Here is a 14114-nt window from a genome sequence, read left to right on the forward strand (position 1 = left end):
TCGGGACGTGCCCGAGGCTGCCGAGCTCTACAACGCGATGAACCCGTGGTCCGGCCGTGGCGACGACCGGTTCTATCTCGACCTCGTGCTCGGCGCCGACGCCGTGCTCGATGTCGGCTGCGGGACGGGAACGTTGCTGTCCAAGGCCCGCGAGGCCGGGCACACCGGGCGGCTGGTCGGCTTCGATCCCGATGCCGACATGCTCGCGCAGGCCCCCGGTGGTCTCGACCTGTCGCTGGGGGACATGTCGACCCCGCGCTGGGACGGCGAGTTCGATCTCGCCGTGATGACCGGGCACGCTTTCCAGTGCCTGCTCACGGATTCCGACGTGCTGACCACCCTGCGCGGCGTGCGCGACGCCCTGAAACCCGGTGGCCGCTTCGTTTTCGAGACCCGCAACCCGGTAGCCCGGGAATGGGAGCAGTGGCCGAAGGGCGGCTTCGAGTTCCCGTGGGAGGGCGAGCAGGTCCGCGTGTTCTACGAGGTGCGGCCGATCGTCGGCGACGTCGTCGACGTGGTGGAGAACATCGTCGCCGACGGCTGGCAGCGGGCCGACGCGGGGCAACTGCGATTCCTGTCGGCCGAACGCCTGGCCGAGTTGGTCGCCGAAGCCGGGCTCTCACTGGAGGAGCAGTACGGCACCTGGGACCGCGACCCGTTCACGCCCGACAGCGCCGAGATCATCTCCGTGCTGCGTCGCGCCTGACTCAGCCGATCATGTCCGACGACAGCTGCCACAGCCGGGCCGCGTGCTCCGGGTCGACGGCGTAGTCGGCCACGCCGCGTCGAATCCCGGCCTGGTGCGGGCCCGCCTCGTCGCAGTCCTCGAAGTACCGGCCCGTGACCCCCTCGACCAGCGGCGACGCCGCCAGCAGGACCGAGGTCGCGGCGCCCTGCTCGATGGTCTTCCAGGAGACGTCCGTGCTGCTGGCGTCGAAGGAGGTCGGGCTGTTGCCGATGTCCCCGATGTGGCGGCTCAGGTTGGTGCTGGTGATGCGGCCCGGGTTGAGGGCGTTGACCGCGATGCGGTCCGGGGCCCAGCGGCGGGCGGCTTCGACGGCGAACAGGATGTTGGCCGTCTTGGACTGCGAGTAGGCGGCCCACGGGTCGTACGGGTGGCGCTCGAAGTTCACGTCGTCCCACTGCACGTCGCCGTTGATGTGGCCCACCGAGCTCACCGAGACCACCCGCGCGCCCGGCGTCAGGTCGTCGTGCAGGCCCGTGGCCAGTGCGAAGTGGCCGAGGTGGTTCGTCGCGAACTGCATCTCCCAGCCCTGCTTCGTGCGTTGCAGCGGCGTCGCCATGACGCCCGCGTTCAGCACCAGGATGTCCAGCGGGCCCTCCCAGGCACTCACGAAGCCCCGGACCGACCCTTGATCGGCCAGGTCGAGGTAGGCCGCCCGTGCCCCGATCTCCTGCGCCACCCGCGTGCCGGCGTCCAGGTCGCGGACGCCGATCGTCACCTCCGCCCCCGCCTTGGCCAGCACGCGGGCCGTCTCCCGCCCGATGCCCGACGCCCCTCCCGTGACGACCGCTCGCCGCCCCGTCAGATCCACCCCCACCAGCACTTCCTCAGCCGTGCTCTGCGCCCCGAACGCCGTCGTCACCATGTCAGCCCCTAAGCGGAATAGGTTCCGGTTACTCCTCCACGGTAACCGGAACTGGTTCCGCTATCAAGTCGGGCTACCGACCACACCGCGAGTCCCGCTCTCGGGCAGGCATGAACTCAACACATAATTGCCTGAGCGCGGGACTCGCGGTGGGCTAGTGGGATTCTCTGAAGGCGCGGAGGATCTGGTCGGCGGCGAGGGTGGCGGTGAGCTCGCCGTCGCGGACCTGACGTTCGAGATCGGGCGTGATGGCCCGCACGGCGTCGCTGCCGTGCAGGGAGGCCAGGAGCTGGTCGTGGACCATGGACCAGGTCCAGTCGACCTGCTGCTGCCGCCGACGCAGGGCGAGCTGGCCGTCACTGTCCAAACGGGACCGGAGCTCGCGGACGGTGTCCCACACGACGTCGAGGCCGTCACCGGTCAGACCGCTACAGGTCAGCACCTTGGGGGCGGCAGGCCCGCGCAGCAGGCGCATGGCGCCGGTGAGCTCGCGCGCGGCCTTGCGGGCGTCGGGCTCGTGGGGGCCGTCGGCCTTGTTGACGGCGACGACGTCGGCCAGCTCCAGCACGCCCTTTTTGATGCCCTGCAACTGATCCCCGGTGCGGGCCAGGGCGAGCAGCAGGAAGCAGTCGACCATGTTGGCCACGGCGATCTCGGACTGCCCGACGCCTACGGTCTCCACCAGCACGACGTCGTAGCCGGCGGCCTCGACCAGCACGATGGACTCCCGGGTGGCCCGGGCCACCCCGCCCAACGTTCCCGACGTGGGGGAGGGGCGGACGAAAGCGTTGTCGTCCACGGCAAGGCGGGCCATGCGGGTCTTGTCGCCGAGGATGCTGCCGCCGGTGCGGCTGGACGACGGGTCGACGGCCAGCACGGCGACGCGGTGGCCGGCGGCGGTGAGCGAAGTGCCCAGCGCCTCGATGAACGTGGACTTGCCGGCACCGGGCACGCCGGTGATGCCGACCCGGTGCGCGCCACCGGCATGGGGCAGCAGCTCCACGAGAAGCTGCTGCGCCAGCTCGCGGTGCGCGGGCTTGGTCGACTCCACCAGCGTGATGGCCCGGGCCAGCGTGGTCCGGGACCCGTCGAGCACGCCTTTCGCGTACTCGCGGACGTCGATGGGCTTACGAGCCATCGGCGGCATGGTCCAGCTGCTCGGCGAGGCGGTCGATCAGGCCGAGCGCGGCGTCGGCGATGACGGTGCCGGGCGGGAAGATCGCGACCGCGCCGGCCTCGTGCAGGGCCGGGAAGTCGGCGGGCGGGATCACGCCGCCGACCACGATCATGATGTCCCCGCGGTCCAGCGCGTCCAGCTCCTGCCGCAGCGCCGGCACCAGGGTCAGGTGCCCGGCGGCCAGCGAGGACACGCCGACGACGTGCACGTCGGCCTCGACGGCCTGCCGCGCGACTTCGCCCGGCGTCTGGAACAGCGGGCCCACGTCCACGTCGAAGCCGAGGTCGGCGAAGGCGGTGGCGATCACCTTCTGGCCGCGGTCGTGCCCGTCCTGGCCCATCTTGGCCACCAGGATGCGGGGCCGCCGGCCCTCCTCGCGCTCGAACTCGGCGACCCGCTCCAGCACCTCGGCCACGTTCCCGGCGCTGCCGGCCTCGTCGCGGTACACACCGGAGATGGTACGGATCTGACCGGAGTGCCGCCCGTACACCTTCTCCAGCGCGTCGGAGATCTCGCCGACGGTGGCCTTGGCCCGAGCCGCGTTCACGGCCAGCTCCAACAGGTTCCCGTCGCCGCCGGCCGCCCGCGTCAAAGCGGCCAGCGCGTCCTGAGTGGACTGCTCGTCCCGCTCCTCGCGCAGCCGCCGCAGCTTCTCGATCTGCTGGGCCCGCACGCCGTGGTTGTCGACCTTGAGGACCTCGATCTCCTCGTCGGTGTCCACCCGGTACTTGTTCACGCCGATCACCGGCTGCCGGCCGGAGTCGATGCGGGCCTGGGTGCGGGCCGCGGCCTCCTCGACGCGCAGCTTGGGGATGCCGGCGTCGATCGCCTTGGCCATGCCGCCGGCCTGCTCCACCTCGGCGATGTGCGCCCAGGCCTGGCGCGCCAGGTCGTAGGTCAGCCGCTCCACGAAGGCGCTGCCGCCCCACGGGTCGATCACCCGCGTGGTGCCGGATTCCTGTTGCAGCAGAAGCTGGGTGTTGCGGGCGATGCGGGCCGAGAAGTCGGTCGGCAGGGCCAGCGCCTCGTCCAATGCGTTGGTGTGCAAGGACTGCGTGTGCCCCTGGGTGGCGGCCATTGCCTCGACGCACGTGCGGGCCACGTTGTTGTAGACGTCCTGCGCGGTCAGCGACCAGCCCGAGGTCTGCGAATGTGTCCGCAGCGAGAGGGATTTCGGGTTCTTGGGGTCGAAACCCTTGACCAGCTTGGCCCACAGCAGGCGGGCCGCGCGGAGCTTGGCCACCTCCATGAAGAAGTTCATGCCGATGGCCCAGAAGAACGACAGCCGCGGCGCGAAGACGTCGATGTCGAGTCCCGCGCCGACGCCGGCCCGGAGATACTCCACGCCGTCGGCCAGGGTGTAGGCCAGCTCCAGGTCGGCCGTGGCGCCGGCCTCCTGGATGTGGTAGCCGGAGATGGAGATGGAGTTGTACTTGGGCATCCGCTGCGAGGTGAAGGCGAAGATGTCGGAGATGATCCGCATCGACGGCAGCGGCGGGTAGATGTAGGTGTTGCGGACCATGAACTCTTTGAGGATGTCGTTCTGGATGGTGCCGGCCAGCTGGTCGGGCGCCACACCCTGCTCCTCGGCGGCCACGATGTACAGCGCCAGCACGGGAAGCACCGCGCCGTTCATGGTCATCGACACGCTCATCCGGTCCAGCGGGATGCCGTCGAACAGCTGCCGCATGTCGTAGATGGAGTCGATGGCCACGCCGGCCATGCCGACGTCGCCGGCCACCCGGGGGTGGTCGCTGTCGTAGCCGCGGTGGGTGGCCAGGTCGAAGGCCACCGACAGGCCCTTCTGACCGGCGGCGAGATTGCGGCGGTAGAAGGCGTTGGACTCCTCGGCGGTGGAGAAGCCCGCGTACTGCCGGATGGTCCACGGCTGGTTGACGTACATCGTCGGGTACGGCCCGCGCAGGTACGGGGCGACGCCGGGATAGGTGTTGAGGAAGTCAAGCCCGGCAAGGTCTTCCGCGGTGTACAGCGGCCGGATGCCGATGCCCTCCGGCGACTCCCACACCAGGGCGTCGGTGTCCTTGCCGGTGGCCGCGTGCAGCGCCTTGCGCCAGTCGTCGGCGCCGCCGGCGACCTCGGGATCGCCCAGCGGCACGTCCGCGAAGTTCGGGATCATCGCTGAGCCTCCAACTGGCTGCCAGAAAGAAATCGATACGTCGTGTGCAGCACGGAAAGCGCGTCACAGCCGGCGAAGACGAACGCGTCGGCCCCGGTGTCGGCCCACTTCTCGGGGCTGCCGGCCAGGAACACATGCGTCGCGCCGGCGGCCTTCAACGCGGCGACCGTCGCGGCGGCCTCCTGTGCGTACAGCTTGTCGGACGAGCAGACGCAGGCGACGCCGCCGGGGAAGTCCTCGACCGTTCCGGCGGGAGTCTCGATGCCACCGGCGTTGAACAGGTTGGCGGCGAAGCTCGACCGTCCGGTGTGGACGGCCACGGGGCCGAGCGTGGCCAGGAAGACCCGGGGCCGGGCCCCGGTTTCCGCCAGCTGGGTGTCGGAGCGGTCCCGCAGCTCCTCGAACGCCTGCGCGTAGCGAACCCGAGGTAGCCCGCCGGCCTGGGCAGTCGGCAACGACTTGCGCCGCACCGGCTTCTCGGCCAGGTTCGGGAACTCCGACACACCGGTCAGGGCGTCCTTGCGGTGCGCGATGTTCTCGCCCCGCTGCCGCCAGGTCGCCGCCAGTCGTTCCCGCACAAGGGGAAACGCCTCGACGGGGCCGCCGGCCCGCTCGATCTCCTGGAACCAGGCCCAGCCGGCCTTGGCCAGATCGTCGGTCAGCCGCTCCACGTACCAGGAGCCGCCGGCCGGGTCGATCACCTGCCCCAGGTGTGACTCCTCCAGCAGCAGCGCCTGCGTGTTCCGGGCGATACGCCGGGAGAACGGGTCCGGCAGGCCGATGGCGGCGTCGAACGTCTGCACGGTCACGGCATCCGCGCCGCCGGTGCCGGCGGCGAAGCAGGCCAGGGTCGTGCGCAGCATGTTCACCCACGGATCCCGCTGGGTCAGCATCGCCGACGACGTCACCGCGTGCTGCAGCTGGGCCGACGGAGCGCCGCTGACCTCTGTGACCCGGGTCCACAGCCGGCGGGCCGCGCGCAGCTTGGCGATGGTCATGAACTGGTCGGCCGTTGCCGCGTAACGGAATTCCAGCAGCTGGGCCGCCGCGGCGACGTCGAGCCCGGCGGCGGTCAGGGCCCGCAGGTAGGTCACGCCGGCCGCGATGGAGCAGCCCAGCTCCTCGGCGTCGCTGCCGCCGGCGTCGTGATAGGGCAGGGCGTCGACGACGATCGCCCGCAGCTTGGGATGGGTCCGCGACGTCCGAACCGCCAACTCCACGGCCGCGTCGAGATCCGGCGCGGCCCCGGTGCGGGCGTGCACGCCGAGGGGGTCGATGCCGAGGTTGCCGATCGCGGCGCTCGGCGGCACGTCCAGCACCTCGAAGTACGCCTCGGCGGCCGCCGCGAACTCCGGCCCCGCGTCGAGGACCACCGAGGCCAGGTCCAGGTACACGCCGTTGAGGGCATCGCCCAGCTGGGCGATCGGCACGCCGCCGTCGCCGAGCACCAGCCACACCGAGCCGGCGCCGTTCTCCAGGTCGGCCAGCACCTCGCGGTTGGTCGCCGCCGAGTCGGGGTCGGCGTGCCGCTGCCGCACGTCCCAGCCGCCGGCTGCCGAGCCCGCCGGGGTGCCGCCGCGCACGTACGGAGCGATGCCCGGGAAGCCGCTCAGCGGCGCCGCGTCCTCGGCCGTGTACAGGGGGCTGATGGTGATGCCGTCGTAGGTGGTGGTGGCGAGCAGATCCTCGGGGGAATCGTGCTGCTGACCCTCGCCGAGAACCCCCGACCTGCGCAGCACCGACTCCACCGACCGTCGCCATACTGCGCGGTCGACCTGCGGAAACTCGGCGGCGAGCGGAAGCTCCGCCGGTCCGGTCTTGGACGGCGTCGTCATGCGGACCGATGGTAGGGGAAGCTACTAGTGCGTAGCTTGTGAGCTGGCTCGCTAAGGGGGTCTTGCTCGGTAAAGACAGGGGGCGACGCCGAAGCGCCGCCCCCTGGTGCTGAGCCGTCAGCGGGCCAGCCACACCGCCGTGTTCGCCGGCAGCTGTCCGTCGGCCAGCGGGTCGCTGGCCAGCAGGACCTCGCTGTGCTCGGGCAGGTCCACCGCCGTGTCGGACAGGTTGAGCACGCACACGAAGTGCTCTTCACGGGCGAAGGTCAGCACCCCGTCCGGCGACGGCAGCCAGGTCAGCGTGCCGTCACCCAGCCCGGGCACCTCGTGCCGCAGCCGCAGGGCCTGCTGGTACAGCCGCAGCATCGAGCCCTCGTCCGCCGCCTCGGCCGTCACCGTGTACTCCGCCCAGCCGTCCGGCTGCGGCAGCCACGTCTCGTCGCCGCCGAACCCGTACGGCTGCGCCTCCCCGTCCCACGGCAGCGGCACCCGGCAGCCGTCGCGGCCCGGGTCGGCGCCGTTGGTGCGGCTGAACACCGGGTCCTGCCGCACCTCGTCCGGCAGGTCCTCGACCTCGGGCAGCCCCAGCTCCTCGCCCTGGTAGACGTACACGCCGCCGGGCAGCGACATGCTCAGCAACGCCGCCGCCCGGGCCCGCCGGGTGCCCAGCGCCAGGTCCGTCGGCGCGCCCTGCTGCCGGTCGGCGAAGCTGAACGACGTGTCCGCCCGCCCGTACCGCGTGACGTGACGGGTGGTGTCGTGGTTGGACAGCACCCACGTCGCCGGCGCGCCGACCAGGGCATGGGCCTGCAGCGTCGAGTCGATCACGGCGCGGAGCCGGTCGGCCTCCAGCGGGCAGGACAGGAAGTCGAAGTTGAACGCCGAATGCAGCTCGTCCGGCCGCAGGTAGCGGGCGAACCGCTCCTGGTCGGGCAGCCACATCTCGCCGACGAACACCCGCGGATCCGGGTAGGTGTCGGCGATCTGGCGCCATTCCCGGTAGATCTCGTGCACGCCGTCCATGTCGGAGAACGGCAGCTGCCCCTCGGAGCGGCCGTTCACGTCGGGTAACGCGCCGTCCTTGACCAGGCCGTCGGCCACGTCGATGCGGAAGCCGTCCACCCCGCGGTCGAACCAAAACCGCAGCACCTCGCGGAACTCCTGGTGCACCACCGGGTTCTCCCAGTTCAGGTCCGGCTGCTCCGGGGCGTACAGGTGCAGGTACCACTCGCCGTCGGGCACCCGGCTCCAGGCCGACCCGCCGAACCGGGACTGCCAGTCGTTGGGCGGCTCCGGGCTGGCCGGGCGGAACCAGAACATCTCCCGCTGCGGCGAGCCCGGACCGGCCGCCACCGCCTCCTTGAACCACCGGTGCTGGTCCGAGCAGTGGTTGGGCACGATGTCGATGATCACCTTCAGGCCGAGCGAGTGCGCCTCCTCGATGAACTTCTCGGCCTCGGCCAGCGTGCCGAACGACGGCTCGATGTCCCGGTAGTCCGAGACGTCGTAGCCCGAGTCGGCCATCGGCGACGGATACCAGGGACACAGCCAGATCGCGTCGACCCCCAGGTTGGCGATGTGCGGCAGGTGCTGGCGCAGGCCGGTCAGGTCGCCGGTGCCGTCGCCGTTGCCGTCGGCGAAGCTGCGCACGTACACCTGGTAGATGGCCGCACCACGCCACCACGCCGGTCCAAGCTCGCTCACGTTGACTCCTCAGCCCTTGACGCTGCCCGCGGTGAGGCCAGCAAGGATGTTCCGTTGGAAGATCAGGAAGACCACGATGGTCGGCACGCTGGCCAGCACCAGGCCGGCCAGCAGCAGGTTGACCGGTGTGTCCGGGGCGAACCGTTGCAGTGCCACGGAAATCGTCTGGGCCTGCGGGTCGGAGAACACCAGCAGCGGCCAGATGAAGTCCTTCCACGCCGTGACCACCGACAGGATGGACACCACGCCCAGCACCGGCCGCGACAGCGGCAGCACCACCCGCCACATGGTCCGCACCGGGCCCGCTCCGTCCAGTGTGGACGCCTCGATCAGCTCGCCCGGGATCTGGTCGAAGAACCGTTTGAGCAGGTAGATGTTGAACGCGTTGGCCGCGCCCGGCAGCCAGATGGCCAGCGGCGAGTTGACCAGGTTCACGCCGAGCAGCGGCACGTCGGTGATGGTCAGATAGGTCGGCACCAGCAGCGCGGAGGCCGGCAGCATCAGCGTGCCCAGCATCATGCCCAGCACCACGTTGCCCAGCTTGGGTTTCAGCTTCGACAGCGCGTACGCCGCCGGCACGTCCACCGCCAGCTGCACCAGCCACGCCCCCAGCACCACGATGACCGTGTTGAGGAAGAAGTGCGCGAGGCTCATGAAGTTCCACGCCTCGACGTACGCGCCGACGTTCGCTTTCGCCGGCAGCAGGGTCGGTGGCACCCGCGCCAGTTCCGGCGCGGTTTTCATGGCCCCCAAAACCATCCAGATCAGGGGGAACACGAACGCCACGGTGAACGCGACCGCGACCACGACAAAAACCGTCCAGTAGATGGCTTTGCCGCGCGGGCTGCGCAACTGCGACTCCGAGACCAAGGTCCGCATCAGTCGGCCCTCCTGGTCAGGCGGACGTAGAACAGGCCGAAAACGCCCAGCACCACGAACAGCAGCAGGCTCAGCGCGCTCGCCGTGCCGAAGTCGTTGTAGAAGAAGGCGTACTTGTACAGCAGCAGCAACACCGTCACGGTGGAGTCGCCGGGGCCGCCGCCGGTCATGATGTACGGCTCGGTGAACACCTGCATGGTGGCCACCAGTTGCAGCAGCAGCATGACCAGCAGCGCGAACCGGGTCTGCGGGATCGTGACGTGCCACAGCCGTCGCCACAGGCCGGCGCCGTCCAGCTCCGCCGCCTCGTACAGGTCGCCGGAGATGGTCTGCAACGCCGCCAGGTAGATCAGCGTCGCCGAGCCCATGTTGGCCCAGGTGGACACCAGCACCAGCGACAGCATCGCCGTGGCCGGGGAGTCCAGCCAGCTCAGGCCGGGCAGGCCGACGGCGTGCAGCGCCGAGTTGAACAGGCCGGGACCCGGGTCGTAGAACCACTTCCACAGCAGCGCCACCACCACCGGCGGCAGCATCACGGGAAGGTAGACCACGAGCCGGAAGTAGGCCTTGCCGTGCCGGAGTTCGTTGAGCAGCACGGCGATCGCGAACGGCACCGCGAAGCCGAAGACCAGGGCCAGCCCGGTGAACAGCAGCGTGTTCACCCAGGCTTCCCAGAACTGCGGGTCCGCGAACAGCTTCTGGAAGTTCTCCAGTCCGACCCAGGTCGGCGCGGTGACGAAGTTGACCTGCTGGAAGCTCAGCAGCACACCGCGCACGATCGGGTACCAGGAGAACAGCGCGAACACCACCAGCGCCGCGCAGAGCAGGCCGTAGGCGGTGACGTTCTCCCGGAGCCGGCGCCGCAGGCGCGCCGCCGGCCGCACCCCTAGCGCGGCCGACGGCAACCGGACGGCGGTGCTCACTTCACCTGCGCGAGCACGGAGTTCGCCTTCTGGCTCGCGTCGGAGAGCAACTGGTCGATGTTGGCGTCCTGTTGCGTGAGCACGGTCGACATCAGCGTGTCGAGGATCGTGTAGAGCTGCTGGGCGCTCGGCGGCTCCAGGCTGCCCTTGAGCGACTGCCCGCCGTCCAGGTACGGCTTGTAGTTGGAGACCGGCACGGTGGCGTTCTTCTCCTTGGCCTGCTCCAGCTGGTCACGCACCGAGCCGGTCCACAGGTCCGGCACCGGCGGCACCGGCAGGCCCACCGGCTGGCCCTGCTGCTTGTAGGTGTTGAGCACCTCGGACTGGACCCGCTCCGGGTTGAGGTACTTCCACTGGACCCAGGTCAGGCCGGCCTTGATCTGCGCGGGCGTGGCCTTGGGGTTGATCATGTACCCCTCGCCGCCGATCAGCGTGCCCTTGCCGCCGGGCATGGCGCCCAGGCCGTAGTCGGCGTAGTCGCCCTTGAACTGGTTGACCAGCGTGGGGATGTTGTCGGGGGCGGCCAGGTACATGCCCAGCTGGCCGGCGCCCATCATGCCCTGCACGTCGGCGATCTGGAGCAGCTGCTTGCTGCCCATCGAGTTGTCGGTCCAGCGCATGTCGTGCAGCGTCTGCAGGACCTTCTTGCCGGTGGCGTTGTCGAAGTCGGCCTTCCAGGCGCTGCCGTCCTTCTTGGCGATGTCGCCGCCGTTGGCGTACATCTCCGTGGTGAAGTGCCAGCCGCCCTGGCCGCTGGCCGAGTAGTCGGCGAAGCCCACGGTGTTGTTGCCCAGCGCGGTGATCTTCTTGGCGTCCGCGCGCACCTCGTCCCAGGTGGTGGGCGGCTTGTCCGGGTCGAGGCCGGCCTTGGTGAACAGGGCCCGGTTGTAGAGCAGGCCCATCGAGTAGTTGGCGGTGGGCAGGCCGTAGACCTTGCCGCCCGCGTCCTTGAAGACGTCCAGCAGCGCGGGCTGGATGTCGTTGACGTGCGGGACGTCCTTCACGTAGTCGGTGATGTCCGCGGCCTGGTGGCGCGCGATCAGGTTCGCCGGGTCGGTGAAGTAGACGTAGAAGACGTCCTCCAGCTGGCCGCCGGCCAGCTTGGCGGAGAACGTCTTGGGGTCCATGAAGCCCTCGTGCGCGGTGACCTTGATGTCCGGGTGCGCCTTCTCGAAGGCGGCGACGTCGGCGTCGAAGATCTTGCGGTCGAACGGCTGGGTCTGCGGTGGCTGGCCGTCGATGGTGATCGTCACCGGGCCGCCGGCCTGCTGGTCGGCGCCCCCGCTGCACGCGGCGGTCATACCGAGGGTGAGGCCCGTGGCCAGCGCTAACGCGGCGGCGGACCGGAGTCTGTCAGAAGTCATCGGGCTCTCCCGTGACGCGGTGGAGTGTGGCGCACACCATAGATCTTCTGAACACGTCGCCGCAAGATGTTGACACCGATACGCAAGATCGTGACTTGATTGACCCTGATGGTGGTTCCGGCCGTCGACGGGCCGCAAGTGACTGCAAGTTGCTTGCGCCACCTGTCGTATAGTTGCGGCATGACAAGACGCCTTGCCGAGGTCGCGCAGAAGGTCGGAGTCAGCGAGGCGACCGTCAGCCGCGTGCTCAACGGCAAGCCCGGGGTGTCCGAGGCCACCCGGGCGGCCGTGCTGACCGCGCTGGACGTGCTCGGCTACGAGCGGCCCACCCAGCTGCGCGGGGAGCGGGCCCGGCTGGTCGGCCTCGTGCTGCCCGAGCTGCAGAACCCCATCTTCCCGGCATTCGCCGACGTGGTCGGCAACGCGCTGGCCCAGCAGGGCTTCACGCCCGTGCTGTGCACCCGCACGGCGGGCGGCGTCTCCGAGGCCGAGTACGTGGAACTGCTGCTCCAGCAGCATGTCTCCGGCGTCGTGTTCGCCGGCGGCCTGTTCGCCCAGGCCGACGCCTCACATGAGCACTACTACCGGCTGACCAACCGCAAGCTGCCGGCCGTGCTGGTCAACGCGGCCGTTGAGGACCTGATGTTCCCGGTTGTCGCGTGCGACGACTCGGTCGCCGCCGAGCAGGCCCTCGGGCACCTGCTGTCCCTCGGCCACACCCGCGTCGGCATGGTGCTCGGGCCGCCCGATCACATGCCTTCGCGCCGCAAGGAAGCCGCTTTCCGCGCGCATGCCACGCGCGCCGGCGTGGAAATCCCCGACGACGCCATCCAGCACACCATGTTCTCGCTGGAAGGCGGCCACGCCGCCACGTCCAAGCTGCTCAACCAGGACATCACCGGCATCGTCTGCGCCAGCGACCCCCAGGCCCTCGGCGCCATCCGCGCCGTGCGCCGCAAGGGTCTGACCGTCCCCGGCGACGTCTCCGTGGTCGGCTACGACGACTCGGCCTTCATGAACTGCATCGACCCGCCCCTGACCACCGTCCGCCAGCCCATAGAGGCCATGGGCCGCGCCGCCGTGGAACTCCTCGTCAACCAGATCGAGGGCGCCGCCGTCTCCACCGAGGAGCTCCTCTTCGAACCGGAGCTCGTCGTCCGCGGCTCCACCGCCCCCGCCCGCGTCACCGCCTGATTTTCCCCTACGTGAGTGGCTCATTTCGCATATAGACGCACCTGAGCCACTCACGTGCGGCTGGGCGTTGTGCACATGAGTGGCTCAGGTGGCGCTGGAGCGAAAATGAGCCACTCACGTGGGGGCTCACCGCGTGAGACGGCGGATGTCGGCCGCCGCCGCGGGGTATGCGGCCGGCAGGGCGACGTCGGCAAAGGTGACGCAGTCGTCCGTGTACGGCGGCGCCATGAACGTTCCCAGCAGGCTCCACTCGCCCACGGTCTCCGTCGCCTGCCAGACCCCCGCCGGCACCACCACCTGCGGCCGTTCCCCGGCGGCGAGGTCGATGCCGAGCACTGGTCGGGTCACGGAGCCGTCGGGGTGCAGGAGCAGCATCCGGGCCGGGGCGCCGGCGTGGAAGCTGAAGATCTCGGGGTGGGCCAGCCGGTGCAGGGCGGAGAACGCGGGAGCCCGCAGCAGATAGTAGATGGCGGTGCCGTTGGCGTCGCGCCAGGTCTGGGCCCAGTGCCCGCCCTCGACCGGCAGGGGCTGGAGGCCGAGCGTGCTCACGATCGTGTCCGGATCTACCATGCCGGCCGCACCGACATGCCGCCGTCGACCACGAGGTTCTGACCGGTTATCCACCGCGCCAGGTCGGATGCGAGGAACGCACAGGCGTCGCCGACGTCCTCGGGAGTGCCGAGACGGCCCAGCGGCGCGTGCTCGACCCAGCTGGCTACACCGGAGGGCCACCCCTCCTCGATACCGGGCCGCGAGATGAGACCGGGGGAGACGGCGTTGACGCGGATGCCCCGCGGGCCGTATTCCAGCGCGGCGGCCTTGGTGTGCATGAGCAAGGCGGCCTTGGCCGAGGCGTAGTGGGCGTGGCCGACGGCCGGCACGGAGCCCTCGATGGAGCCGATGTGGATGATCGAACCGCCGGGGCCCATGCGCTCCGCAGCCGCTTTCGTGACGAGAAACGCGCTGTCGACGTTGCCTGCGAACACCGCCCGCCAGTCGGCCAGGGTCAGCTCCGAAAGCGGCTGCACCGGTTGCACGCCGGTGCTGTTGACGACGATGTCCAGGCCGCCGAGTTCGCTGACGGCGGTCTCGACCAACCGCTCTACTTCGGCCGGTTCACGCAGATCAGCCTGCGCCGCAAGGACTTCGGGGTCAGCCGGCGGCCGGGTCCGGTAGTGGGCCAGCACCCGGGCGCCGTGGGCGGTCAGCCGGGCGGCGATGCCGGCCCCGATCCCGCCAGTGGCCCCGGTCACCAAGGCGGTCTTGCCCTGCAACATCGTCACCGCGACAA

At 70.1% G+C, this 14114-nt stretch carries 12 protein-coding genes; 2 read left to right on the top strand and 10 right to left on the bottom strand.

The genetic code is table 11. The annotated features are described in order from the left end of the window. Window positions 1-7 precede the first annotated feature (7 nt). A complete protein-coding gene (locus tag AB0M73_RS27675) occupies window positions 8-706 on the top strand; it encodes a class I SAM-dependent methyltransferase (protein ID WP_363896073.1) in 699 nt (232 codons plus the stop codon). Between the two features lies 1 nt (window position 707). On the opposite strand, the gene AB0M73_RS27680 is transcribed toward AB0M73_RS27675, so the two are convergent. The 8 genes from AB0M73_RS27680 to AB0M73_RS27715 form a co-directional block, all read right to left on the bottom strand. Then, window positions 708-1610: an SDR family NAD(P)-dependent oxidoreductase gene (locus AB0M73_RS27680; RefSeq protein ID WP_363896076.1), complete on the bottom strand. Its 903-nt coding sequence runs from the start codon at window positions 1608-1610 to the stop codon at window positions 708-710. A 154-nt stretch (window positions 1611-1764) separates the two neighbouring features. After that, window positions 1765-2748: a methylmalonyl Co-A mutase-associated GTPase MeaB gene (gene meaB / locus AB0M73_RS27685; RefSeq protein WP_363896079.1), complete on the bottom strand. Its 984-nt coding sequence runs from the start codon at window positions 2746-2748 to the stop codon at window positions 1765-1767. Beyond that, the gene (scpA, locus tag AB0M73_RS27690; protein ID WP_363896082.1) at window positions 2738-4924 is read right to left on the bottom strand and encodes a methylmalonyl-CoA mutase; all 2187 of its coding nucleotides are present in this window, start codon (window positions 4922-4924) and stop codon (window positions 2738-2740) included. The genes meaB and scpA overlap by 11 nt, the downstream gene beginning before the upstream one ends. Next, the gene (locus AB0M73_RS27695; protein ID WP_363896085.1) at window positions 4921-6759 is read right to left on the bottom strand and encodes a methylmalonyl-CoA mutase subunit beta; all 1839 of its coding nucleotides are present in this window, start codon (window positions 6757-6759) and stop codon (window positions 4921-4923) included. Before AB0M73_RS27695 ends, scpA begins: the two co-directional genes overlap by 4 nt. A gap of 117 nt (window positions 6760-6876) precedes the next feature. Further along, window positions 6877-8463, bottom strand: a complete 1587-nt coding sequence (locus tag AB0M73_RS27700; RefSeq protein WP_363896087.1) for a glycoside hydrolase family 13 protein — start codon at window positions 8461-8463, stop codon at window positions 6877-6879. A gap of 9 nt (window positions 8464-8472) precedes the next feature. Further along, window positions 8473-9342, bottom strand: coding sequence for a carbohydrate ABC transporter permease (locus tag AB0M73_RS27705; protein ID WP_043724840.1), 870 nt, complete (start codon window positions 9340-9342; stop codon window positions 8473-8475). After that, window positions 9342-10265, bottom strand: a complete 924-nt coding sequence (locus tag AB0M73_RS27710) for a sugar ABC transporter permease (RefSeq protein WP_363896090.1) — start codon at window positions 10263-10265, stop codon at window positions 9342-9344. The genes AB0M73_RS27705 and AB0M73_RS27710 overlap by 1 nt, the downstream gene beginning before the upstream one ends. After that, entirely contained in the window at window positions 10262-11566 is a 1305-nt protein-coding gene (locus AB0M73_RS27715; RefSeq protein ID WP_363896151.1) for a sugar ABC transporter substrate-binding protein, read from the bottom strand. The genes AB0M73_RS27710 and AB0M73_RS27715 overlap by 4 nt, the downstream gene beginning before the upstream one ends. A 243-nt stretch (window positions 11567-11809) precedes the next feature. Between AB0M73_RS27715 and AB0M73_RS27720 the strand changes: the two genes are divergently transcribed. Continuing rightward, window positions 11810-12823: a LacI family DNA-binding transcriptional regulator gene (locus AB0M73_RS27720; RefSeq protein ID WP_363896093.1), complete on the top strand. Its 1014-nt coding sequence runs from the start codon at window positions 11810-11812 to the stop codon at window positions 12821-12823. A 126-nt stretch (window positions 12824-12949) separates the two neighbouring features. On the opposite strand, the gene AB0M73_RS27725 is transcribed toward AB0M73_RS27720, so the two are convergent. Continuing rightward, the gene (locus AB0M73_RS27725; protein WP_363896096.1) at window positions 12950-13393 is read right to left on the bottom strand and encodes a cupin domain-containing protein; all 444 of its coding nucleotides are present in this window, start codon (window positions 13391-13393) and stop codon (window positions 12950-12952) included. Beyond that, window positions 13387-14100 carry an SDR family oxidoreductase gene (locus tag AB0M73_RS27730; protein ID WP_363896154.1) on the bottom strand — a complete coding sequence of 238 codons (714 nt, stop codon included), beginning with the start codon at window positions 14098-14100 and terminating at the stop codon, window positions 13387-13389. The genes AB0M73_RS27725 and AB0M73_RS27730 overlap by 7 nt, the downstream gene beginning before the upstream one ends. Window positions 14101-14114 lie beyond the last annotated feature (14 nt).

The sequence above is a fragment of the Kutzneria sp. NPDC051319 genome (assembly GCF_040682195.1).
In the GTDB taxonomy this organism is placed as follows: Bacteria; Actinomycetota; Actinomycetes; order Mycobacteriales; family Pseudonocardiaceae; genus Kutzneria.

Coding starts and splice junctions, on each gene's coding strand:
- AB0M73_RS27680 (WP_363896076.1), bottom strand. CDS start 1,610: ATGGTGACGACGGCGTTCGGGGCGCAGAGCACGGCTGAGGAAGTGCTG.
- meaB (WP_363896079.1), bottom strand. CDS start 2,748: ATGGCTCGTAAGCCCATCGACGTCCGCGAGTACGCGAAAGGCGTGCTC.
- scpA (WP_363896082.1), bottom strand. CDS start 4,924: ATGATCCCGAACTTCGCGGACGTGCCGCTGGGCGATCCCGAGGTCGCC.
- AB0M73_RS27695 (WP_363896085.1), bottom strand. CDS start 6,759: ATGACGACGCCGTCCAAGACCGGACCGGCGGAGCTTCCGCTCGCCGCC.
- AB0M73_RS27705 (WP_043724840.1), bottom strand. CDS start 9,342: ATGCGGACCTTGGTCTCGGAGTCGCAGTTGCGCAGCCCGCGCGGCAAA.
- AB0M73_RS27715 (WP_363896151.1), bottom strand. CDS start 11,566: ATGACCGCCGCGTGCAGCGGGGGCGCCGACCAGCAGGCCGGCGGCCCG.
- AB0M73_RS27720 (WP_363896093.1), top strand. CDS start 11,810: ATGACAAGACGCCTTGCCGAGGTCGCGCAGAAGGTCGGAGTCAGCGAG.
- AB0M73_RS27725 (WP_363896096.1), bottom strand. CDS start 13,393: ATGGTAGATCCGGACACGATCGTGAGCACGCTCGGCCTCCAGCCCCTG.
- AB0M73_RS27730 (WP_363896154.1), bottom strand. CDS start 14,100: ATGTTGCAGGGCAAGACCGCCTTGGTGACCGGGGCCACTGGCGGGATC.